This window comes from Hymenobacter negativus (assembly GCF_016056375.1).
Lineage (GTDB): Bacteria > Bacteroidota > Bacteroidia > Cytophagales > Hymenobacteraceae > Hymenobacter > Hymenobacter negativus_A.
Genome location: NZ_JAEDAE010000001.1, coordinates 369,703 through 391,608 on the forward strand (window position 1 = coordinate 369,703; position 21,906 = coordinate 391,608).

The 21,906-nt window shown below is 62.0% G+C and carries 19 protein-coding genes; 5 read left to right on the forward strand and 14 right to left on the reverse strand.

Annotated features, from left to right (window positions below; genetic code table 11):
• The first annotated feature begins 4 nt into the window (after positions 1 to 4).
• Complete coding sequence (locus tag I7X13_RS01620) at positions 5 to 838, forward strand: molybdopterin-dependent oxidoreductase (RefSeq protein WP_198074110.1); 834 nt, start codon at positions 5 to 7, stop codon at positions 836 to 838.
• Positions 839 to 938: 100 nt separating this feature from the next.
• Here the strand turns inward: I7X13_RS01620 and I7X13_RS01625 are convergent, their stop codons facing one another.
• Both I7X13_RS01625 and I7X13_RS01630 read right to left on the reverse strand, forming a co-directional pair.
• On the reverse strand, positions 939 to 1,241 hold the full coding sequence (locus I7X13_RS01625) for a hypothetical protein (protein ID WP_198070421.1): 303 nt from the start codon (positions 1,239 to 1,241) through the stop codon (positions 939 to 941).
• A 91-nt stretch (positions 1,242 to 1,332) separates the two neighbouring features.
• Complete coding sequence (locus I7X13_RS01630; RefSeq protein ID WP_198070422.1) at positions 1,333 to 1,509, reverse strand: DUF2256 domain-containing protein; 177 nt, start codon at positions 1,507 to 1,509, stop codon at positions 1,333 to 1,335.
• Positions 1,510 to 1,658: 149 nt separating this feature from the next.
• Here I7X13_RS01630 and I7X13_RS01635 point away from each other — a divergent pair, with 149 nt between their 5' ends.
• Positions 1,659 to 2,402, forward strand: a complete 744-nt coding sequence (locus I7X13_RS01635; protein ID WP_198074111.1) for a class I SAM-dependent methyltransferase — start codon at positions 1,659 to 1,661, stop codon at positions 2,400 to 2,402.
• Between the two features lie 94 nt (positions 2,403 to 2,496).
• Positions 2,497 to 2,925 carry an acyl-CoA thioesterase gene (locus tag I7X13_RS01640; protein ID WP_233454631.1) on the forward strand — a complete coding sequence of 143 codons (429 nt, stop codon included), beginning with the start codon at positions 2,497 to 2,499 and terminating at the stop codon, positions 2,923 to 2,925.
• A gap of 58 nt (positions 2,926 to 2,983) precedes the next feature.
• Here I7X13_RS01640 and I7X13_RS01645 read toward each other — a convergent pair whose 3' ends face one another.
• The gene (locus tag I7X13_RS01645; RefSeq protein ID WP_198074112.1) at positions 2,984 to 3,556 is read right to left on the reverse strand and encodes a DinB family protein; all 573 of its coding nucleotides are present in this window, start codon (positions 3,554 to 3,556) and stop codon (positions 2,984 to 2,986) included.
• Between the two features lie 157 nt (positions 3,557 to 3,713).
• Between I7X13_RS01645 and I7X13_RS01650 the strand changes: the two genes are divergently transcribed.
• On the forward strand, positions 3,714 to 5,120 hold the full coding sequence (locus tag I7X13_RS01650) for a hypothetical protein (protein ID WP_198074113.1): 1,407 nt from the start codon (positions 3,714 to 3,716) through the stop codon (positions 5,118 to 5,120).
• A 70-nt stretch (positions 5,121 to 5,190) separates the two neighbouring features.
• Here I7X13_RS01650 and I7X13_RS01655 read toward each other — a convergent pair whose 3' ends face one another.
• From I7X13_RS01655 to I7X13_RS01665, 3 genes are all read right to left on the reverse strand, one after another.
• Positions 5,191 to 6,174 carry a pyruvate dehydrogenase complex E1 component subunit beta gene (locus I7X13_RS01655; protein ID WP_198070426.1) on the reverse strand — a complete coding sequence of 328 codons (984 nt, stop codon included), beginning with the start codon at positions 6,172 to 6,174 and terminating at the stop codon, positions 5,191 to 5,193.
• Positions 6,175 to 6,255: 81 nt separating this feature from the next.
• Positions 6,256 to 6,687: a hypothetical protein gene (locus I7X13_RS01660; RefSeq protein ID WP_198074114.1), complete on the reverse strand. Its 432-nt coding sequence runs from the start codon at positions 6,685 to 6,687 to the stop codon at positions 6,256 to 6,258.
• 2 nt (positions 6,688 to 6,689) lie between these two features.
• On the reverse strand, positions 6,690 to 8,498 hold the full coding sequence (locus tag I7X13_RS01665; RefSeq protein WP_198074115.1) for a tetratricopeptide repeat protein: 1,809 nt from the start codon (positions 8,496 to 8,498) through the stop codon (positions 6,690 to 6,692).
• 162 nt (positions 8,499 to 8,660) lie between these two features.
• On the opposite strand from I7X13_RS01665, the gene I7X13_RS01670 reads away from it, so the two are divergent.
• Entirely contained in the window at positions 8,661 to 8,879 is a 219-nt protein-coding gene (locus I7X13_RS01670; protein ID WP_198070428.1) for a PspC domain-containing protein, read from the forward strand.
• 210 nt (positions 8,880 to 9,089) lie between these two features.
• Here the strand turns inward: I7X13_RS01670 and I7X13_RS01675 are convergent, their stop codons facing one another.
• The 8 genes from I7X13_RS01675 to I7X13_RS01710 all read right to left on the reverse strand — a co-directional run bounded on the left by I7X13_RS01675 (position 9,090) and on the right by I7X13_RS01710 (position 21,889).
• Positions 9,090 to 10,142, reverse strand: coding sequence for a glycosyltransferase family 2 protein (locus I7X13_RS01675; RefSeq protein WP_213019000.1), 1,053 nt, complete (start codon positions 10,140 to 10,142; stop codon positions 9,090 to 9,092).
• Positions 10,132 to 10,470 carry a YbaB/EbfC family nucleoid-associated protein gene (locus I7X13_RS01680; RefSeq protein ID WP_198070429.1) on the reverse strand — a complete coding sequence of 113 codons (339 nt, stop codon included), beginning with the start codon at positions 10,468 to 10,470 and terminating at the stop codon, positions 10,132 to 10,134. The genes I7X13_RS01675 and I7X13_RS01680 overlap by 11 nt, the downstream gene beginning before the upstream one ends.
• A gap of 117 nt (positions 10,471 to 10,587) precedes the next feature.
• Positions 10,588 to 12,570, reverse strand: coding sequence for a T9SS type B sorting domain-containing protein (locus tag I7X13_RS01685; protein ID WP_198074116.1), 1,983 nt, complete (start codon positions 12,568 to 12,570; stop codon positions 10,588 to 10,590).
• A gap of 131 nt (positions 12,571 to 12,701) precedes the next feature.
• Complete coding sequence (gene hutH / locus I7X13_RS01690) at positions 12,702 to 14,195, reverse strand: histidine ammonia-lyase (RefSeq protein ID WP_198074117.1); 1,494 nt, start codon at positions 14,193 to 14,195, stop codon at positions 12,702 to 12,704.
• A gap of 107 nt (positions 14,196 to 14,302) precedes the next feature.
• Complete coding sequence (hisS, locus tag I7X13_RS01695) at positions 14,303 to 15,736, reverse strand: histidine--tRNA ligase (protein ID WP_198074118.1); 1,434 nt, start codon at positions 15,734 to 15,736, stop codon at positions 14,303 to 14,305.
• Positions 15,737 to 15,799: 63 nt separating this feature from the next.
• Complete coding sequence (locus I7X13_RS01700; protein WP_198074119.1) at positions 15,800 to 17,170, reverse strand: serine hydrolase domain-containing protein; 1,371 nt, start codon at positions 17,168 to 17,170, stop codon at positions 15,800 to 15,802.
• A gap of 178 nt (positions 17,171 to 17,348) precedes the next feature.
• The gene (locus tag I7X13_RS01705; RefSeq protein WP_198074120.1) at positions 17,349 to 19,883 is read right to left on the reverse strand and encodes a TonB-dependent receptor domain-containing protein; all 2,535 of its coding nucleotides are present in this window, start codon (positions 19,881 to 19,883) and stop codon (positions 17,349 to 17,351) included.
• A 560-nt stretch (positions 19,884 to 20,443) separates the two neighbouring features.
• A complete protein-coding gene (locus tag I7X13_RS01710; protein ID WP_198074121.1) occupies positions 20,444 to 21,889 on the reverse strand; it encodes a toxin-antitoxin system YwqK family antitoxin in 1,446 nt (481 codons plus the stop codon).
• Between the last annotated feature and the right edge of the window lie 17 nt (positions 21,890 to 21,906).

Consider the following 21,906-nt stretch of genomic DNA (forward strand, 5'->3'; position numbering starts at 1 on the left):
CGGTATGACTGACCATTCTTCCGCGCCCGCACCGCTCGACCAGCCGGGCGCTCCGTTGCAGCCTGAAGCGGCCGTGCTGGCCGAGGCCCGCCGTCGCTCGCGGCGCTCGTTTATTGGCTTGGGTTTGGCTGGCTTGATTGGGATTGGGGGCTGGGACTGGCTGATTTCGCAACCCGCCGACGAGGGCATTCCGCGCCCGTTGCGCAAGGTGCTCGATGCCAACGGCCGCCTCAGCCAGGCCTATTTCAAAGAAACGCGCTTGGCGCCCGAGTTTGCCCGCAGCCGCGCCAAAACGCCCCGCGAAAACGGCGACGTGGGCCTCGATGGCGAAGTAGACCCCGCCACCTGGCGGATGCGGGTGCAGGGCTACGGCACTGGCAAAACCCAGGAGTTCACCCTCGCCGACATCAAGGCCCTGCCCAAAGTGGAGATGGTTACCGAGCTTAAGTGCATTGAGGGCTGGAGCGTGGTGGTGCACTGGGCCGGGGCGCGGCTGTCAGATTTTCTGGCCCGCTACCCGCTGGCCACCCGCAGCGGCCGCCCCGCCGACCCGCTCAACCCACCCGCCGACCTCGCGCCCTACGTGGGCATGCTAACGCCTGACGAACAGTACTATGTGGGCCTCGACATAGCCAGTGCCCTGCATCCGCAAACACTGCTGTGCTACGAAATGAACGGGGAGCCGCTCACTGCTGCTCACGGCGCGCCGCTCCGCCTCGTCACGCCCCTCAAATACGGCATCAAGCACCTCAAGCGCATCGGCACCATTGCCTTTGCCGATACTCGCCCCAAAGATTATTGGGCCGAGCTGGGCTACGACTGGGATTCGGGCCATTGACTGGGTTGGTGGGTTGGTGGAATAGCGGGTGTGATGTTCTGTTGGCGCACACTGCGTGTTCTGAACACAAACCCACCATTCCACCAACCCATTAATCCACTTAATGCACCACGCGCAGCTCGTAGCGCTCGGGCTGACTGCCGAGGGCGGGCACGTGCCACGCGCCCACGCGGCTGGGGCCGTAGCCCAGGTTCACCTTCACCCATTCGTCGCGGGTGGGGAGCAGGGCAATGATTTCCTGCTCGAGGCGCGACAAATCGGCGGGCGAGTGCTGGGCCGGCTGAGCGCCGCTGTTGGGGTCGTGGGCGGCGCGGCGCAGCTCTTTCTCCATTTCCAGGTAGGCGTTTACCTTTTCTTCGAGGGGAATCAGGTTGGGGTTGAGGTAGTCGAGGTTGGAGGCCATAAAAAAGCGGCTGGAAAACCAGCAAATAGGTAAGCGGTGAGGAGCTTTTCAACGCAGCCCCGGCCCCAAAAGATACGGCCGTGCCGGGCGGCTACGCTGCGGTTGCGCCGGCTGCTCCGGCGGCGGGGCGGTTGCGCTGGCACTTTTCGCCGCAATATTTCACGTCGTCCCAGTTGGCGCGCCATTTTTTGCGGTACTCGAAGGGCCGGCCGCAGGTGACGCAGATTTTGGTGGGCAGCTGGCCTTTACGAAGTTTGGCGGGAAGCATAACGTGGGATTAGGAAGTATTAGCCAAACGGGCGGCCCCGGCGCGAAGTTTTGGGTAATTTTGGCCGTTGGCTGGTCGCGAAGCGTAGTGGCCTCAACCTTTGGCGAGGTGGCGCGCGCTGCTGCCTCAGAATGCGCTTTTAATTCTCTATGACCACAACCACCGCCCCCGATGTGCTGGGCCAGGCCCTGCTCGACTACCACCACGGCAAGTCCGGCGCCACCGTGACCGTGCATTGCAGCGCCGCCGATGACGAGCCGCTGCCCGCCGCCTACTTTTTCCGTACCGTGCTGCAAATGCCGGAGTTGGAGCGCCTGGCCCTCGACGAAAGCCGGGGCCGCGTGCTCGACCTGGGGGCCGGGGCCGGCTGCCACAGCCTGGAGCTGCAAAACCGGGGCTTCCAGCACGTGAAGGCCGTGGACGTGTCGGCCGGCGCGGTCCAGGTGATGAACGAGCGCGGCGTGCTCACCGTAGCCCGCCACGACTTATTTGCCCCGCTGCCGCCTACCGAACTGCCCTACGACACCATCCTGCTGCTCATGAACGGCCTCGGCCTCACCGGGACCCTCGACGGCCTCGATAAATTTCTGGCCCACGCCCGCACCCTGCTGGCCCCCGACGGCCAGATTCTGGCCACGTCCTCCGACGTGCGCTACCTCTACGAAGACGAGGACGGCGCGCTGCTCATCAACCTCAACGGCCCATACTACGGCGAGGTCGAGTACACGCTCAGCTACGACGGCCGCACCGGCGAACCTTTTCCCTGGCTGTTTGTAGATGCTGCGCTACTTAACGACGCGGCCGAAACCGCCGGCTACACCGCCGAATTCCTTAGCGAGGACGAAAACGACCAGTACCTGGTGCGCCTTATGCCGCAGGGAGTAAAAGGCTAAACACCAGCTTACTGATTGTCATTAATCGGTGAAAAGGCCTGCCAAACATCGGCTAAAAATCAGAGTTTGAATTAGTAAAACAAGCATTGAAATCTTGACCAACGCCATCACCTACCGCACCCGCTGGGCCGACATGGACCCGAACGGCCACATGCGCCACTCCGCCTACGCCGACTACGCCGCCGACCAGCGCTTGGTTTTATTAGCCGAATGGGGCTACGACATTAAAGAATTTGCACGCCTGCGCCTGGGGCCCATTCTGTTCCGCGAAGAGACTACCTTCCTCAAGGAAATTCACATCGGCGAAGAAATCCGGGTGGATAGCCGCCTGCGCAGTGTGAACGACGACGGCACGCGCTGGAGCATCACCCACACCATTTATAAAGCCGATGGCCGCGTGGCCGCCACAGTGGCCGTAGACGGTGCCTGGCTCGACCTTGACAAACGCAAGCTCACCACGCCGCCCGCCGAGCTCAGCACGGCCTTCCGCGAGCTGCCGCTATACGAAGCGCCGGTGAAGTAGCCCGCAAAAAAGCGCCCCCCGAAATGTCGTTTCGGGGGGCATTTTTTTGCTGCTGGTCTCAAGCCTGGGCATCGACCTGTACTCTGCTGGCGGGTCGCAGCGCCTTGGTAATGCGGTTTAGCTGCTGCTGGTGGTGGAGCAAGTGGTCTACTAGGTGTTCCATTACCTGATAGATGGTGATGCGGCCGGAGCGCGGATGCGGAAAGATGGCCCGGTTCTGCTGCCGGCTCGGAAACTCGTTGAGTAGCCGCTCCAGCTGGCGGCGCGACGCTTCCCAGGACTTGCGCATTTCGGGCAGGGTGGGCACCTCGCCGGTGTCGGTGAGGGTGGCCACCCCGCGCGGCGCTTTGAACTTGAGGCCTGGTAGGCGCAGCAGCAGGCGCACCAGCTGTACCCGCAACCGGGTAAAGAAGCTGACCTTAGGCAAAATCTCCTCGGCCTGCAGCTTCTTCTGAATGTATTTCAGGATATTTTCCTCGATATAGAACAGGTGATGCACCACCTGCACAGCCGACCATTTGCCCGGTGCGGGGGCCGTGTTTTGGTCGGGCCCCAGGGCTTCGGCCGAAGCCAACAGGCGCTCGGTGGCCCGTTCGAGCTGTTCGAATTTGAGGTGAAGGCGGTGATTCATGTGGGTGGGGAGGATGAAAAAGAGCCTTACGGCAGAGCAGGCGTAAAAGGTACGGCGACAATTTGATTGGTTTCGCGGCCGGATTTTGGGGAAGTCTGCGGCCCTGGCAATTGGTTTGGGGCATAAGCTGCGGCCGCTACCTAGTTTTGCGCCATCCATGCTCATTAATTCATCGTTTCTCTCGGTTGCGTGGCCTGCCCGTTGGCGGGTGCTGGCCGTACTGACTCTCTATGCCCTCTACCTGCCGCTAAGTGGCTACACGGTCAGCCAGTTCCGCTTCGATGCGGCTGAATACTGGGAGCTGTCGTTGAAATTCACACAAAACGGGCACTATTCCCTGCTGGCTTTCGATGCGCCGCTGCGGGGCTACCTGGGACCGCTGCTGGTGTTGCCGGCGCGGCTGCTGTGCCACCTCACGGGCTGGTCGATGCTCACTGGAGCGCGGGTGCTGGGGGCGGGCTGGGCGGCGGTGCTGTTCGGCATTGCCATACCGCAGCTGTGGGCGCAAGCCACGGGCCGCGCCGTAAGCGGCGGCCGGTGGCTGGTGCTACTGGGGCTCACGTTTATTTTCTGGCGCGACTATTTCAACTTCACCCTCAGCGATATGCCGGCGCTGGCGCTGTTGCTGCTGGGCCTGGCGGCGCTGGCGCGGCGCAGTTGGGGCTGGGCGGTGTTGGCCGGCTTGCTACTGGCGGCGGCCATCAACATCCGGCCCATTTACCTGGCCAGTGCGCCGGGCGTGCTGTGGCTATTGGTGCCAAAGTCTTCACCGGCCATAGGCTCCCGCTCGGGATTTTGGCGGAGAAGCGCAGCACTGGTAGCCGGGCTGGCGTTGGTGTGGCTGCCGCAGCTGCTCATCAACCAGCGGTATTTCCAGCAGCCAACTCCGTTGGTGCTGGCCCACCAGCCCGGTACCGCGCCGCTCTACCTGAAGCAGTTGACCTGGGGCACTGCTTTCCAGCGCTACGAATCCAGTCTGGTTCCGGAAAGCTACCGCTCATTGGTTTACGCGGACTCAGCTGGCCAGCGTGCGCTGGCCAGTGAGCCCGGCCAGCGCTTCAACAGCTACGGCCAGTATGTGCAGTTTGCATTGCGCCATCCAGTTGCTACTAGCGGGCGCTACCTGCGCCACCTGTTCAACGGCCTGGATATCCGTTTCCCAACGCCTTATCCCCGGCAGTTGCACCCGCCCGCCCAGGCGGTGCTGCGGCTGCTGAACTATGCGCTGCTGGGTTTGGGCGCATGGCTGACGGTAGCGGCGTGGCGGAGCCGGCGGTGGGGCCAGAGTCCCGTGGCGGTGGGCACGCTTCTGGCGCTGCTGCTGCCGTGCCTGCTGGTGCTGCCCACACTTATGGAATGCCGTTTTCTGCTGCCGCTGCATCTGCTGGTGCTGGCAGTGGTGGCAGGAATGTGGCAGCCGGGCGCGTGGTGGCGCGGATTGGGCTCACCCGTGCGCCGGCTGGCCTGCACCATAATCGCGGCCGGCTGGCTGTGGGGCTGCTGGCAATTATCCGAAGCCACCGCTGGCCAGCTGCGCCCGCCGAGCGAGGCTCCGCAGGAATAGCGCGGCGAGTAGCACAAAAAAGCCCCGTCAGCTTTCGCTAACGGGGCTTTTTTGTTATCAAAATTCAGCCTTACACCTTGGCGTAGGTCACTTCCTTCACGGCTTTCACCACGCGGGCCACGTTGGGCAGCGAGGCTTCGATGAGGGTGGGGGCGTAGGGCAGGGGCACGTCGGCACAGGTGATGCGGATAACGGGGGCGTCGAGGTGGTCGAAGGCACGGCGCTGCACGATGTAGGCCAGCTCGCCCGAGATGCTGGCCAGCGGCCAGGCTTCTTCGATAACCACCATGCGGTTGGTTTTCTTCACCGAGGCGATGAGCGTGTCGTAGTCAATCGGGCGCACCGAGCGCAGGTCGATTACTTCGGCTTCGATGCCTTCCTTGAGCAGCTCATCGGCAGCGGCGTAGGCCACTTTCATCATTTTTCCGAAGCTCACCAGCGTCACGTGCTTGCCCTGGCGCACGATGTTGGCTTTGCCGATTTCGAGCAGGTACTCTTCTTCGGGCACTTCGCCCTTGTCGCCGTACATCAGCTCCGACTCCATGAAAATCACCGGGTCGGGGTCGCGGATGGCCGATTTCAGCAGGCCTTTGGCGTCGTAGGGGTTCGAGGGAATGACTACTTTCAGGCCGGGCGTATTGGCGTACCAGTTCTCGAAGTTCTGCGAGTGCTGGCTGCTGAGCATGCCGGCGTTGCCCGTGGGGCCGCGGAACACGATGGGGCAGGAGTACTGGCCGCCCGACATCGAGTAGAGCTTGGCCGCTGAGTTAATCACCTGGTCGATAGCCACCAACGAGAAGTTGAAGGTCATAAACTCGATGACGGGAATGAGGCCGTTGGCCGCCGCGCCCACGCCAATGCCGGCAAAACCCAGCTCGGCAATCGGGGTGTCAATCACGCGCTCGGGGCCGAACTCGTCGAGCATGCCCTGGCTTACTTTGTAGGCGCCGTTGTACTCGGCCACTTCTTCGCCCATGAGGAACACCCGCGGGTCGCGGCGCATTTCCTCGGACAGGGCCTCGCGCAAGGCCTCACGGAATTGAATTTGACGCATGGTTTTCTTTAGAATAAAGCCGGTTTTCAGCCGTTCGGCAAAGCTACGACAGGCACGGGCGTTGGGCCAAAGTGGAAAGGGCTATTCCGTCCGCAGTACTGGAATTAATTCTCCACTCTCAGAATTTACTATAATACCCCAATCACTCTCAAAGAAAAAGGTGAGGTCGTCTGATTCTGAAGCGACGCCAAGAACAATAGTTTCAAACTCATCACGCTGCTCTTTTGGATGAAATGATAAACTAGCCAAGCACAAATCATCAGCCGCTAAGCATTTCTCGTCCCTCGCTTTCACTTGGAGGTAGATAATGTTTTTGAATATTAATCTTAGGCTGCTGAGCTTCTCGTTAGCTGCCCAAGATTCTGGAGAGACTTTCCAACTAAGTTCCAGCGTACTGCCAATAACATCATATCTTATGCTTTGGAAGTCATAGCAGTTATGCAGGTCAATATTCTGCCCCTGCCATTCTACCGAAATAGCATCAGTGCCAAGAGAGAAATTTACTAGCTTCATCCTTATTTCAACGCCTCCCGAAATACCTTGCCCTGCGCGTAATCCTGAAACTCCAGGTCCTCCACGGCGCGCTGGGCGTAAGCGCGGTCGAGGGCCACGGCCTGTTTGAGAAAGGTGCCCACGGCGGCTTCGTTTTGCTGGCGGGCGGCCACCACGGCCAGTCCGTAGATGGGCGCGGCGGCCGTGGGGCGCAAGGTTTGGGCCAGCTGGTATTGCTCCTGGGCCAGTTCGTAGTGCTCGCGGCCCACTTCGATGAGGGCGCGGTTGAGGGCGTTCTGGTAGCTGGGGCCTGCGTATTGGAGGCTGCGCAGGGCCTCATCGGGCTGGCCGACTTCGATTTCCAGCGCGGCGCGGTCGGAGAATATTTTGCGCAGCAGCGGGTGCGGGCCGCCCAGCTTGATGGCGTAGTCGTAGTTCTGGAGGGCTTCGAGGCGGTCACCGGCGCGGTGGTAGGCGGTGGCGGCATGGTAGAAAAACTCGGCCGTGGGGTTGCGGTGGGCGGCCAGCGTAAAATTGACGGCCGCACGACGGTAATAGGCCTTCTGGATTTTGTCGGTGGGCTCTTTCTCGGCGCGCATCAGCAGCACCACGCCCAGGTTGTGAAAGGCTTCCCAGCTGTTGGTATTGGCGGCCGAAACTTCGTAGATGCGTTGCTTTTCGGCCAGCAGCGGCGTGAGCGTGGCCGAATACCGCAGCTCTTCGGGCGTGAGGGCGTCGGTCTCGACTTGCTTCTCCACAATCTTTTTCGAGAGCAAATAGACCTCCGAATCGTAGCGCTTGGGGGCGGTGTAGGTGACGGCTACGGTGCCGAAACGCAGCACCGGGTAGATGTACTGCTCGATGTAATCGAAGGAAGAAAGCCGGTGCAGGGCCTTTTCTTTTTGCTCGAAAGTGCCTTTGGTGTCGTTGATGAGCGTGACAACGGAGTCAATCTGGTCGGCTTTCAGGGCCGAGGTCGTGACTTTTTGCAGGAAGGTGTCCCACTTGCGCACGTAGGCCAGTGTGTCGTAGTGGATGTCCTCGTTCTTATTGAGATACGAGAAGTTTTTCACGCGCTGCTTGTAGTAGTAGAGCAGCATGCGGACGCGCTTGCTGGCCAGCAGGCGGTTATGAGCGTCAGTAGAATCGGGCGAGTGGCCCGCGATGATGAGCACCTGCCGGGTGTGCTGGTTGGCGTCAATCAGGTCTTCGAGGGCGGCCACGTTGGTGCCCAGGTAGCCCCGGATAAACCATTTGTCCTCATCGAAAAAGAAGGGCAGCACGCGGGTGCCGCTCATGTTGTTGTTGGCGCGCTCGGGCAGCAGGGCCAGGGTGGTGTCTTCGCGCACCACAAGGCGGGCGGGGTCGGCAATGCCGCGGGCCACGCGTACATCGGCGGGGGCGCTGAGGACTTTGCCGTTCTTTTTTAGTTCGCGCACCTGGGCGTGGGCCAGCAGCTCGCCGGGGTTGCGGCCGGGCGTGTTGGGCAGGGTGAATTTCTGGGTGGCGAGGAGTTGGCCCTTGTGCTCGTCGTCGTACACAAAATTGCCCGACGTGAAGGTGATGCGGCCGAGGGTGTCTTCGCGAAGGCCGTGCTCGTAGCGGTAGCGCAACAGCAACTCGTAGGCCACGCCTTTGTGCAGGTGGTTGGCCGGCACGCGGGCTTCCACGGCGAAGGGCACGGCATCGCCCGAGGCCGTGAGCACGGCGGGGCGCGCCACCACGGTGCGTCCGGCTTCGGCCTGCTTCAGCACCCGGGGCAGGGTGCAGGCCGAGAAAAATACGGTGGCTGCCAGCAGCCCGTGGGCCACTGGCCGCAAAGAATTACGCATTAAAACACCTGAGGTGGGAAAACAAAAACCGCCCTTTCTAACGTAGAAGCCTCGAAATTAGTCGGCTTCAGGCGGGCGAAATTACACCGGGCCCGTTGCCCTTGCCTGGCCAATGCCTTATCTTAGCCCAGAGAAACTGATTTTCGCTAGCCGCTACCGCCCATGAAACGCTTCACCGACTACCTCGAAACGCAGTCCTTCGGCCTGTGCTCGGCCCTGGCGCAGAAGTGGGGCTTCAGCACCCGCAGCGTCCGGCTGTCGTTTGTGTATGCCTCGTTTTTCACGTTTGGCTCGCCCATCGTGCTGTATTTCGCTGGCGCGTTTTGGATGAATGTGCGGCGCGCCATGCGCGAGCAGCGCAGCACGGTTTGGGATTTGTAAGCTGTCGTTTGTCATTGCGAGTGGAGCGCAGCGAAACGCGGCAATCCGTCCTGTAAATGCTAGACACTTCCGTTAACCGGAAAGCCCCGATGCTTCGTAGCGTCGGGGCTTCTTATTGTTAAAAAAAGCTTTGTCACATCTCAGGGTTGGTCGCTGCGAGAGGACGGATTGCCGCGTTTCGCTGCGCTCCACTCGCAATGACAGGCGTCTTTATTTCAGCCCCAACTCGCTGAATTTGCGCTTGCCTTTGCCAAAGTAGGCCCAGACCAAGCTGCCGTTGTAAACCCCGGCGCGGTCCTGCACCCGCAAGTGCGGCCGGGCTGCTTGCCGCTTCTTGCGCCAGTACCCGAAGCTGCTGTAGAAGCTGAAATGCGCCCGCAACACGGCCCAGAAATTCCCCACTTCTCCACTTAACAAGAACCGTAGGCCGGCCACGCCATCCAGCACGAGGCGCTGGAAGAGGGGACCGTAGAGCTCGCCAGGCGCGGCATTTTTATACAGCAGCGCTAGGCCATTGCGGAAATTCAGGTAGGTTTTGCGGGGATTGGACTTGTGCAGGGTACCGCCGCCCACGTGTTGCACGGCGCTGCCGCCGTGGTACCAGACTTCGTGGCCTGCATTCTGCAGGCGCCAGCAGAAATCGATTTCCTCCATGTGCGCAAAAAAAGCCGGCTCCAGACCGCCGAGGGCTTGCCAGGCCGAGCGCCGCACCATGAGGCAGGCGCCGGTAGCCCAGGCCACGGGACGCGGGTCGTCGTACTGGCCCAGGTCCTTTTCGAGGGTATCGAAAAGGCGGCCGCGACAGAAGGGGTAAGCCAGGCGGTCGAGGTAGCCGCCCCCGGCTCCTGCGTATTCGAATAGCGTGGGGTCGATTTGGGACAGGATTTTGGGCTGCACGGCGGCGATTCGCAGGTTGGCTTCGAGCAGGCCGCGCAAGGGGCGCAGCCAGCCCAGCGTGACTTCCACGTCGGAATTCAGCAGCACGAAAAATGGGCTGTCGACTTGCGCCAATGCCTGGTTGTAGCCTTCGCAAAAGCCCCAGTTGCGCTCCAGCAGCAGCAGCTCCACGGTGGGAAAGTCGCGGGCCAGCAGCTCCACCGAGTCGTCAGAGGAGGCGTTGTCGGCCACGATGACGCGGGCGCCGTCGGCGTGGGCGACAACGCCGGGCAGGAAGCGGTGCAGGAATTTGGCGCCGTTCCAGTTCAGGATGACGATGGCCACGTCGGCGCACACGCCGCTCGGGGCCGCAGTGTTAGGCCCCAAAACCGCTCAAATCGAGGCCGGGCACGTTGGGCATCAGGCCGCTGGTTTTGCGCTGCAGCTCCTGGCGGGCCAGCTCGGCGGCTTCGTCGAGGGCCTTGTTCACGGCAGCTACCACGAGGTCGGCTAGCATGTCGCGGTCCTGAGGAGTGAGCAGGGTTTCGTCAATTTCAAGCTTGAGGATTTTGCGGTGGCCGTTGGCCGTGGCGCGCACCATGCCGCCGCCGGCTTCGCCCGTGGCCGTGATGTGCTGAATTTCCTGCTGGGCCTGCTGCATCTTGTCCTGCAGCTCTTTCACTTTGCCCATCATGCCGGTGATGTCGAATGCCATATTGTATTTCGGTTAACAGTTTTCAGTTAGCAGTGAACACCTAAAGGGCACAAAAGGATGCTTTGCGCTGTCGTATTCGGCCAAAATTCCCCGCAAAGGTGGTGGCGAAGCGCGGTTCTACTTCAGAATAGTGACTGCGCCCGTGGCCGAAAACAGCGTGCCGTCCTCGTTATCCTGCTGAAAACGCCACACATACGCGCCCGGCACCGGGGCGTGGCCTTTGATGGTGCCGTCCCAGGTTTCGCTGCGTTGGGTGCCGCGAAAAACCTGCTGGCCGTTGCGGTCTACTACCACAAAAGTGTAGTTGTTCAGGTACTTGCCTTTCACTTCGAGCACGTCGTTCAGGCCGTCGCCATTGGGCGTGAAGGCGGTGGGAATGGTAAGCGTGAGTTGCCGCGTGACACTGGCCAGGTTGGAATAGCTGAACGTGCCCGCCGGCAGGCCCGCGCCGCTAATTTGCAGGCGGTAGTGCAACACCTGGCGGTCGGTGGGTGGGGTGAGGTCGGTGTAGGTGTTGCCAGTCACGGCCACGGAACTCAGCACGGAGCCGTCGGCGGCGAGGCGCTGGAGGGCGTAGGTGGCCAGAATGGTTGGTTCGGGGCCGGTGAAGGGTGTCCAGGTGAGGGCGGCGGTGCTGCCGTCGGCATCGGCGGCGCTGGCTGAGAGGATGGCCGGGCAAGTGGCAGAGCTGGGGGGCGAGACGTTGCGGCAGGTATCCGCCAGCCGCACGGTGTAGCAGGGCGGGCTGGCTTTGAGGGTGGCCAGGTCGGTGGAATCGCGGCGCGCGCGCAGTGAGGTAGCGGTGCCGAAATCGACCGCTCCGCTGCTGCCGGCCGTGCGGCTGTAGCGGAGCGAACTGCCAACGGGCAGGGTGGGCGTGGCCAGCGTCGGTGTCAGCACCACCACGTTATTGAGGTTGAAGCTGGCGACCAGGAGGGGCTGGGGTGGCGGCAGGCTTGATTCCGTGCGGATGGGAAACGAATTGGAAATGGCCACTCCGCCGCCCGGCTGAGTGGCCGTTACCACATAGTTATAAGTACTGCCGCACACCACGTCGGTATCCTCCAGCCCACCGCTAATGGGCACCAGGGAGGTAATAGACGTGCCGTTGCGGGTGACGGTGTAAGTGGTGCCGGGGCCGCCTTTGTCGTCCAGCAGCAGCTGGTTGCGGTTGCGGGCCGACGCACCGGTAAGGCTCAGCGTGCCGATGGCGACTGAGGCATCCGGGCTGCCGCCGCAGTAGTCCTTGCGGGCAATGCGGTAGCGGCCAGCCGCCGCGTTGGGCACGCTGAGCGGAGGGCTGCCGGGGCTTATGGTTACGCTGGGCACATCCTGGAAACCGGTACCGGTGTCAACCTGCAAAGTGTAGAGGTAGCCGGCCGGCAGGTTGCCCACGGCCAGCGTAGCCGTGCCGTTGGGCACCGGCCCGCTGAGCGTGAGGCTGGTAAGAGTGGGCTTTACTGGGGCGGCTAGCGTGATGGGCTGTACCGAAGGGCGACTCTCGCACGAGCCGTTGGTATTAAAGTGGCCGGTAAGGGTGATAGAGGTGGCGCCGACTGGCACGGGAATCACCCCTGGCCCCCGGCCAATCGAAGCCGACCCGGTAGAGCCAGTGGGCGTCTGAAAAGTGTAGGTGTAGGTATCGTAACCCGTGTCAGTTATCGTGACCAAGGCTTGGTTGGCGGGGCAGGGCGCTACCGTGAAGGCCGGCGGCGGCGTGTCGTAAACGTTGTAAACGCGGTAGTAGTAGATGGGATTACCAATCACATTATTTAGTTCCGATACCGTGACCGGGCCTACTTCGGCTAATGTGGGAGTATACGTATACGGCAGGTAGTTGGGGGGGAAACAGCGGGGAGTGGAGGAGAAAAATGTGACCCCCGTGCCCCGCAACACGCCGTAGCTCAACACGCCGGTGGTGGGCCGAGTATGCACGAAATGCACCGGCTGGCCCACGCAAAAGGACGTTATTTCCATGCCGTTGGCATCGAGCGCCACAAATGCCGTGGGGTCGTTGGGCAGTGTTTCGCACTGGCTCCAAGCTAACTGGCCCGGCAGCCACAGCAGGAGCAATAAGAAATAGCGGTTCAGCAGCTTCATATTTTATCAGCTTCGTGCGCTTGCATCGGGCAGCCTTCGTAACGCAGGATGAAGCAGTATAGCGCCCATGTCGGCACATTCATTCCCATTTACCAGAAATGATTTTTTGCCAGAAGTAAGGCCAGCGGCTTTTACTGCCAGTCAAACTTACGGACGAAGGCCGCGGCTTTGTGCAAATCCGGGTACAGCACCCGGTCGCGCACCACGAATTTCACTTCCTGCCCGAAGGCTTCCACCACGCGCTCCAGGGCCTCGGAGGTGCGGCCGGGGCGGCGGAAGGCCAGCGCCTGCACGGCCGTAAGCAGTTCGATGCCCAGCACCTGCTCCACGTTTTCGATGACGCGGCGGGCCTTGGTGGCGGCGTTGGCGCCCATGCTCACGTGGTCTTCCTGGCCGTTGCTGCTCACGATGCTGTCCACCGAAGCCGGCGTACAAAGCTGCTTGTTCTGGCTCACGATGCCGGCGGCGGTGTACTGCGGAATCATCAAGCCGGAGTTCACACCGGGCTCGGCCACGAGGTAGGTGGGCAGGCCACGCTGGCCGGAAATGAGCTGGTAGGTGCGGCGCTCCGAGATGCTGCCCAGCTCGGCCATGGCAATGGCCAGGTGGTCGAGGGCCAGGGCCAGGGGCTGGCCGTGGAAGTTGCCGCCGCTCAGAATCAGGTCTTCGTCGGGGAAGATGTTGGGGTTGTCGGTGACGGAGTTGCACTCGGTTTCGACCACCTGGGCCACGTAGGCCAGGGCATCACGCGAGGCCCCGTGCACTTGCGGTTGGCAGCGGAAGGAATAGGGGTCCTGCACGGCCAGGCGGGGCTGGGTTTGCAGCTCGGAGCCGGCCAGTAACTCGCGCAGGCGTTTCGCTACCAGCACCTGCCCGGCGTGGGGCCTGATGCGGTGCAGGTTTTCATTGAACGGGTGCGTGCAGCCGCCAAAGGCTTCCGTCGAAAGCGCCCCGATGACATCGGCGGCGGCGGCCAGGCGCTGGGCGCGCAGCACGCCATCCACGGCATAGGCCAGCATAAACTGGGTGCCGTTGAGCAGGGCCAGGCCTTCCTTGGCCTGCAAGGTGAGGGGCTCCCAGCTGAAGAGGCTCAAGGCGTCCTCGGCACTGAGGCGGTAGCCCTGGTAATTTACTTCGCCCAGGCCCAGCAGGGGCAGGCAGAGGTGGGCCAGCGGGGCCAAATCGCCGGAAGCTCCGAGGCTGCCCTGCTCGTACACCACGGGCAGCATCTCGCGGTTGTACATGGCCACGAGGCGCTCGGCGGTGGCCACCTGCACGCCGCTGTGGCCGTAGCTCAGGCTCTGGGCCTTGAGCAGCAGCATGAGGCGCACGAGGTTTTGGGGCACTTCGGCCCCGGTGCCGCAGGCGTGCGACATCATCAGGTTAACCTGGAGCTGGGTGCGCTCTTGGGGCGCGATGCCCACATTATACAAGGAGCCGAAGCCCGTGTTGATGCCGTAAATCGGCTGGTCGTCGTGCACCAGGCGCTCGTGCAGGTAGGTGTGGCAGGCGGCAATCTGAGCCTTCGCGTCGGCGCCGAGTTCGACCGGGCGGCTGTCGGCCAGCAGGGCGGCCAGCGCGGCCAGGGTGAGGGGCTGCGCGGGCGAAATGGTGTGGGTGGGCATTAAAAAGGGGGGTGAGGGGCGGTTGGGGACCGCAAAGAACGAAAAAAACTCCCCTCCTTTTTTGAGGAGGGGAGTTTTCGTGAAGCAGCTTACTGGTACTTCTCACACTACTCTACCGTGAGGGCAGCCACTACTTCGCCCAGCGGTAGCACGCGCTCCACGCCGGAAGCCATGATTTTGACTTTGGCCACGCCGGCCGCGATTTCCTCCGGCCCGAGCACGATGACCAGCGGAATGCCCTTGGCGTCGGCGTACTTGAACTGCTTTTGCAGCTTGCTCGCGTCGGGATAAAGCTCGCTAGGGATGCCGGCGGCGCGTAGCTGCGCCAGCAGCGGCAGGGCCGCCCGGCCGCTGGCCAAATCGAAGTGCGTGAGGAGGCAGCGGGTAGGCGTCTCGCCGGTCTGGGTGAACAGGTCCAGCGCTTCCAGGCAGTCATACAGCCGGTCCACGCCAAACGAAAAGCCCACGCCCGACACGCCCGGCAGGCCAAAGGAGCCGGTGAGGTTGTCGTAGCGCCCGCCGCCGCTCACGCTGCCCATCTGCACGTTGTTGATTTTGACTTCGAAAATGCAGCCCGTGTAGTAGGAGAGGCCCCGCGCCAGCGTGGGGTCAAATTCGAGCCGGTCGAACTGCCGAAAGCCGGAGGCCACCAGCAGGTCGCGCACCTCGGCCAGCTCGGTAAGGCCGCGGTAGCGGGCCGTGATTTCATCCGTCGCGGCCGCGTCATCGGCGGCGGTGGGGCGGGTGCCGTCGGGTTCCACGCCGGCCGTCACGAAGCCGGCCAGCAGGCGCTGGAGCTTCTCTTCGTAGCTGCCTTCCACCGTGAGCAGCGCAAACAGGGTTTCGATGGTGCCTTCTGAGAAGCCGCGTTCCAGCAACTCCTTGGTCACGCCGTCGCGCCCGATTTTATCGAGCTTGTCGATGGCCACAAACAAGTCCGTTTCGCGGCCCTCGCCGCCTAGCGCCTGGTAAATATTGCGCAGCACGCCGCGGTGGTTGATTTTGATGGTGAAATCGTGCAGGCCAAGGCCATCCATTACCTGGGCAATCATGAGCACGATTTCGGCTTCGCAGAGCAGCGAATCGGTGCCCACCACGTCGGCATCGCACTGGTAAAACTCGCGGTAGCGGCCGCGCTGGGGGCGGTCGGCGCGCCACACGGGCTGCATCTGGTAGCGCTTGAAGGGGAAAGTTAAGGTGCCGCGGTTCATGGCCACGTAGCGGGCGAAGGGCACGGTGAGGTCGTAGCGCAGGCCTTTTTCGGCCACTTTGGGCAGCAGGGCTTTCGAGCCGGTGGTTAGGTCCTCGGCCGTGACGTCCTTGGCAAAATCGCCGGAGTTCAGCACTTTGAACAGGAGTTGGTCGCCCTCGTCGCCGTACTTGCCGGTGAGGACGGACAGGTTTTCCAGCGTCGGCGTTTCGAGCGGCGCAAAGCCAAACGACTCGAACGTGCGGCGGATAACGTTGAAAATGTGCTGGCGGCGCGCCACCTGCGCGGGGCCAAAGTCGCGGGTGCCCTTGGGAATACTCGGTTTTTGCATAACGCAGGCAAAGGTAGATACCCGTTTCGCAAGCGTGGAGTGGGAAGGGGTGGGGTGGCCAGGCTAACGCTTGAAATAGGCTAAATTCATGCGGTTCTGTTGATAAAGAAAGGCCGAAAAATCGGGCGCGAATTCGATGCGCGCCCCCCGCTCTTCGTAGCGAAAAACGCCCTTGCTCACCGGTTCCAGCGTCATGTTGCCTTCGCGCGGCGACTCCAGGCGCAGGGTATTGCCCTCCCGCTTTACGCTGAAAAACAAGCCAATCATGCTGCTGGCGTATTCACCCACACATCGGTCAAGGTCGGCAGATTCGGGCACGTAGCTGGAGGTAGTGAAGACGGGCAGCCGGTAAGGCTTTGCAAAGCAGATGCTGCGGATACCTTCCCAAACCTGGTTGATGCTGTAAGCCCGCGCATTGCTGCAAAATGCCACCGAAAGCTTTTCGGTGGGGCTATAGCTGGCCATGGCGCTGTAGTCGTTGGCCGAGCTTAGGTCGGCTTGGTAGGAGTAGAGCGGCTGTGGCCAGCGGCTGTTTTGCCCACTGCTGCCAATGAGGTGCGGGTTCCCATCGTGCCCTTGCTCCATTTCCTGCCGGTGAGCCGCCGATACCAGCCGGCCCTCGTACAGGGCTTCCGAAAGGCGGTTGAGGTCGGCCGGAGTCGATACGAGGGTGCCCGTGCCGGTGGGGCCCGCAAAATTGAGATTGGGACTGGGCTGCCAGCCGCTGGCGCGTTTTTCGAAGGCCAGGGCTTCCTGCTGCTGCGGGGAGGGGACACGGCTAAAGTAGGTGTCGTGCATGCCGGCCCGATCCAGAATACGGGTTTGCAGGGCCTGGGCGTAAGTTTGTTTGGTGAGTTGGGCGATGACGTGTTCGAGCAACACGTAGTTGGCATGCACGTAGGGCACGCCGGGAAATATCTCCGCCGGGGCCACCGGCTCGGCAATAAAATCCAGCAGCTGGGCGCTGGTCATCGGCTTGCCCGGTGGGTAGGCCCGGGCCCGCAGGCCGCTACGCTCGGTCAGCAAGTGCTCGATGGTGATGTCAGCAGCGCGGGGAAACTTGGGTAAAAACCGAGCCAGCGGGGTGTTCAGCGTCAGCTTGCCTTCTTCCACCAGCTGAAACGTCAATATCGTCGTGAGCAGTTGGTGCAGGTAGTTGACGCGGTAACGCGTGGCAGGCGTGGCGGCGAGCGGCGGCCGAAGCTGGGCAAAGCCAAACGCCCGGCTATACACTACCTGGCCTGCCCGCATCACGGCCACGCTGCCCATCATTTTCTGGTTGGTGGCCAGCGAAGTCAGCAGGCTATCCAGCTTGGCCGTGTTCAGTGACTGGCCTTGCGCGCGCAGGGGCAGCAGCGTCCCGCCCGCCAATAGAAGCAGCCAACGACTCGTTACTGTTAAATAAAAGGCTTGTGATGAAGGAGATTTCCGCATAGGCCGGCAAAGGTAGTCAGCCGGAATGGCGGGCTAGATGGCAGCATGCGCTGTAGCAAGGCAACAAATGTGGCTGCCTCGGTAATACAAAACCCCGCCGCCGGCCAAGCCGACGACGGGGTTTTTCGCAGAAAGAAGAAGGTGAGAAAAGCGGGGTGGCAAACGGAAGTGGGGTAACTCAGCCGCCGAAGCCGCCGCCGCCCTGGGGCGCGGCCTCGATGCGGCCCGGCTTGGCCTTGCTGGCCCCGATGTACCAAGTGAAGCCCAGCCAGCCCACGCGGCTTTCGTCTTTGGAATAGCGGGTGCTGCTCAGCACGTCGGTGGCGATTTCGTTGCGGTACTGCTGGGTGTTCAGCAAGTCGGCAATGCGCAGGGTGAGGGCGGCACGGTCCGAAAACAGGCGCTGGCGCAGGGCAATGTCGACCTGCCCGGAGGCCAGCTGCCGGCCCTGGGCCGTGAGTTGGGCCGAGCGCACGTTGCCGCTCAGCTGCAAATCGAGGGTGGGGCGGATGGTGAAGTTGTTGGTGAGGCGGGCCGTGGCGATGAAGCCCGTGCGATTGTTGCCGATGCCGTTGCCGGCAATCTGGGCGCGGTAGAGGCTGGTGCTGGCATTCATCCGCCACCACTTGGCCAGGGGCTGGTTGAGGCTGAACTCGGCCCCGAGGTTGGTGGTGGTGCCCAGGTTGGCGTAGGTTTCGGCCGTCACTAGGCCGGCATTGCCAGCCAGGCGGGTGGCCAGGGTGTCCACGAAGCGCAGGCGCTGGATGGAGTTGGTGGTGATGCGGGCAAACGCGGTGCTGGTAATGGTGGCCTGCCCAATGGTGAGTTGGTGGCCCAGCTCAATGTTGTGGCTGAATTCAGCCTGCAGGCGCGGGTTGCCAAGGCGGTAGCTGCGCGGGTCCTGGTAAATGGCCAGCGGCAGCTGCTGCATAAAGTTGGGGCGATTGAGGCGACGGGCGTAGCTCAGCTGCAGGCGGTTCTGGCCAGCTTCCTTGCCAAAGTCGCGGCTGATGAGGGCCGAGGGGAAGAAGCTCAGGTAGTCCTGGCGGAGGCTGCCGCGCTGGGCAATGCCCTCGCCGCCCTGAATGCTGCCACTTAGGTACGTGTATTCGGAGCGCAGGCCGGCCTGGGCGTTCCACTTCTTGCCAAAGCTGTGCTGGGCGGTGACGTAAGCAGCGGGCACCACTTGGTTGGACGTATAGGTGAGCGAGCGGGCGGGGTCGTCCTGGAAGTCGTTGGGACGGGTTTCGCTGGTGGCGTAGCCGAAGCTGTTGCTGCCGTGGTTGCTCTGGCGTTCTACTTTGGCGCCCATTTCAAGCCGACCTTTGCCGTCGGCCAGCGGGTGCACGTAGTCCACCTGCCCAAACTGAATGTTGGCCAGCAAATCGAGCTGCTGCCGGGTGCCGGGCTGCGGCACGCCCACCGAGCCAGCCTCGGCGTACTGCCGCTGCACCACCGGCACGTTGGCATCGATTATCACCGTACCGAAGTTAGCGGTCAGCTCACGGCCTTTGTGAGCCTCCCAGGTGCGGCGGTAGTTGCCGTCGGCTTCCAGGATTTTCACTTTCACGTCGAGGTCCTGCCGGCCAACGGTTTTTTGCACCGGGCCACCGTTGGTTTGCTGGGTCAGGTCCTGGCTTTCGCCTTCGATGTTGCGCTCCGTTTTGGGGCTCACGTTCAGGCTTAGGCTCTGGTTTTTGGGCAATTCCAGTTCCACTCCCATTTCCAGCGAGTGGTTACGGTGAATTTCGTTGCCAACGCCCACCTGGGTGGTGCGGACGGTTTCGCCGGGGCCTAGCAGGGCCGTCTGCTCGCTGTGGCCGTGGTTGAGGTAGGTCACGTCGCGGCCGTTGTAGCCGGCCGTCCAGGTGGCTTTGCCCACCTTGCGGCTCAGGTTCAGGTTGCCGCTGTATTTGTCGGCGGTGCCCAGGTTGAAGGCGGCCGTGCCGTTGGTGCCGGTACGGGTTTCTTTTTTGGTAATCAGGTTGATAACCCCGCCGCCGCCGGCTGCGTCGTACTTGGCCGAGGGGTTGGTAATTACTTCAATTTGGGCAATGCGCGAGGCCGGAATCTGGTCGAGGCGGGGGCCACCGGTGCCGCCGTTGCTCACGCCGGCGGGCTTGCCATCAATGAGGATGGTCACGTTGGAAGTGCCGCGCATGCTCACCGTGCCGTTCACATCCACGCTCACCGAGGGCACGTTTTGGAGCACGTTGGCCGCCGTGCCGCCCACGCTGCCCAGGTCCTTGTCCACGTTAATCACGCGCTTGCCCAACTCCTCCACCACAGCGGCTTTCTGGCCCGTCACCACCACTTCGCTCAGCTTGGTAGCCTTGGCCGCACTTAGTTGAAGGCCCGATAATTCCAGCGAAGGCGCAGCGGCCGTGAGGGTAAAGCGGCGGCGCAGCACGCCATAGTTCAGGTCCTGCACCCGCAGCAAGTAGGTGCCCAAGGGCAACGTCGCTGCTTTAAAAGTGCCCTGCTCCGTGGTCTGGGCCACCGCCACGAAGGTAGAATCAGCCGCACGCAGCAGCAGCACATCGGAGAATGGCACGGCCTGGCCAGAGCCGGCTTCCACCAGGCTGCCGCTCACGCGGCCGGGGCCAGCAGTCTGGGCCATGGCTGCCCCGATGGGCAAAAAGAGCATTGTAGCCGAAGCCAGCAGCAGGCGGCCGAAGTAAAAACCAGTGAGCGGAGTGAAAAAGGTTTTCATGGTGCAGCGAAAAAGATGAGGTCGGGCGAGGGGCGGCTCAGGTCCGGCAGCGGCCGCGGTTCCGCTGGGGAGGTGAGGGGTCCGGGGCCCGAATCCCCGGTGAGTGTGAAGCCACGCCGGGTAGCGGGCCGTCTTTGGTACACGCTGACGGCAGCTACTAGGCCTTGTATGGAACAAATGTAAAGCAGGTACTTTGTAACACAAGGTACTGGTTGAATAAATTTCTGTTAAGCAAAGCTTTTGAAATTGTTACCAGTTGAAATTCAGCTTGTAAGCGCCAAAAAAATAATTTTGGCATCAGGCCTTCAGCGGCCCTGGCAGAGAAATAGGGTTTGAAGCGTTAGATGCCGGGTTGCTTCCGGCGGTTGCCTGAGTTGTTAGGAATCGGGTCGAATGCGTAAAAAAAGCCCCGCCAAATAGGGCAGGGCTTTGATAGGGTGGTCATGCAGAGCGCAGCGAAGCATCTTTACCGTACAACGCAATCAAATAAGGTTAGTGGTGAAGGTAAAGATGCTTCGCTGCGCTCTGCATGACACTATATATGTTTCAATTACAAGCCGTTACTTCCGCTTCAGCGGCGGGCGCGGCTTGGCCTTGGGCTGCTTGATGGGGTCAGTCACCTGCTGGCCGTTGCGGTAGGTCACCGTACGGTCCACGGTGGTGCCGTCTTCCTTGTAATAGGTCCACACGCCGCTCTGGCGGCTGTTGCGGTACTGGCCGCTCACAGCCACGGTGCCATTCTCGCGGTATTCTTTAAACGCCCCTTGAATCTGGCTGCGCACGTAGGTGGTTTCCTTGCGCAGCTTGCCCGAGGGGAAGTATTCCTGCCCCACGCCGCCCAGAAAACCATTCAAATATGGCTGCCGGGTTTGTACCTGGCCGTTTTCAAAATAGGTGAGCCGGTCGCCCACCAGGCGGCCGCTGGGGCCGTAGGTTTCCTGCTTGCGCACGGCCTTGCCGTCGGGGTAAAACTCGCGCCAGGTACCAGTGGGACGGTTGTTCTTGTACTGCTCTTCGGCCTGCATCACCTTGCCCGCCACGTCCTGGTAGCGCACAATCTTACGGTCTTTGCCGGAGTTGCTGTAGTCGGTTTCCTCGTGCGGGTTGCCGGTCACGAAGTATTCCACGCCCTTGCCCGTTGGGATGCCGTTGCGGTACGTGAGCTTGCTTTTCACCTGGCCGCTCTCGTAGTAGCTGGTGGCCGGCCCGTCGAGGTTGCTGGTGCCGGTGGGCGGGGCCACACGCTTGGTCAGGTCGTCGCCGAGCTGGTTTTTTATCGGGCGCTGCACCAGCGGGGCCGGCGCGTAGGTACTCTCCGTCTGCAGCTTGCCGCTCTGGTAGTAGCTGCGGTAGCGGCCCCGGCCGTTCTTGTCGGCCAGCACTTCTACCTCAATCTGCCCGTTCGGGTAATACGTTTTGTAGGGCCCCGACAGTAGCCCGCGCGTGAAGCTACCCTCGCTCTGCACCGCGCCGTTGGGGTAGTAGAATTTCACCGCGCCGTTGGGCTGGCCGTTATCGTAGTTTATTTCGGCTTGGGTCTTGCCATCGGGGTACACGGCCCTCAGCGGTCCGTTGGGCTGGCCTTTCACCAGCGTGGTTTTCAGCCGAATGGAGCCGTCGGGGTGGTAGTAGGTCAGGTCGCCATTGGGCTCATCGTCCACGAAAAAACCGGCCTGGGCCACCTTGCCATCGTCGTAATAGGTTTTGAACGGACCCTGCCGGATGCCGTCCTGGTAAGTAGCCTCCAGCCGCCGCGTGCCGCTGGGGTGAAACTCCACGTAAGCCGAATCGCGCTTGCCCTGCCGGAAACTGGTCTGCTGCTCGAGCTTGCCGTTGCGGTAAAACCGCTTGTAGCTGCCCTGCGGCACGGTATCGGCCGCTACCAGAGCGGTATACACCTCGCGCTTGGTGGTTTTCAGCGAGTCGTAATAGGTGATGAATCGTTTCAGCTGCTGCCCGTGGGAGGGGAGGGCCAGCAGCAACAACAAAGGCAACAAATATTTCATAGGCGAAAGAACGCAGG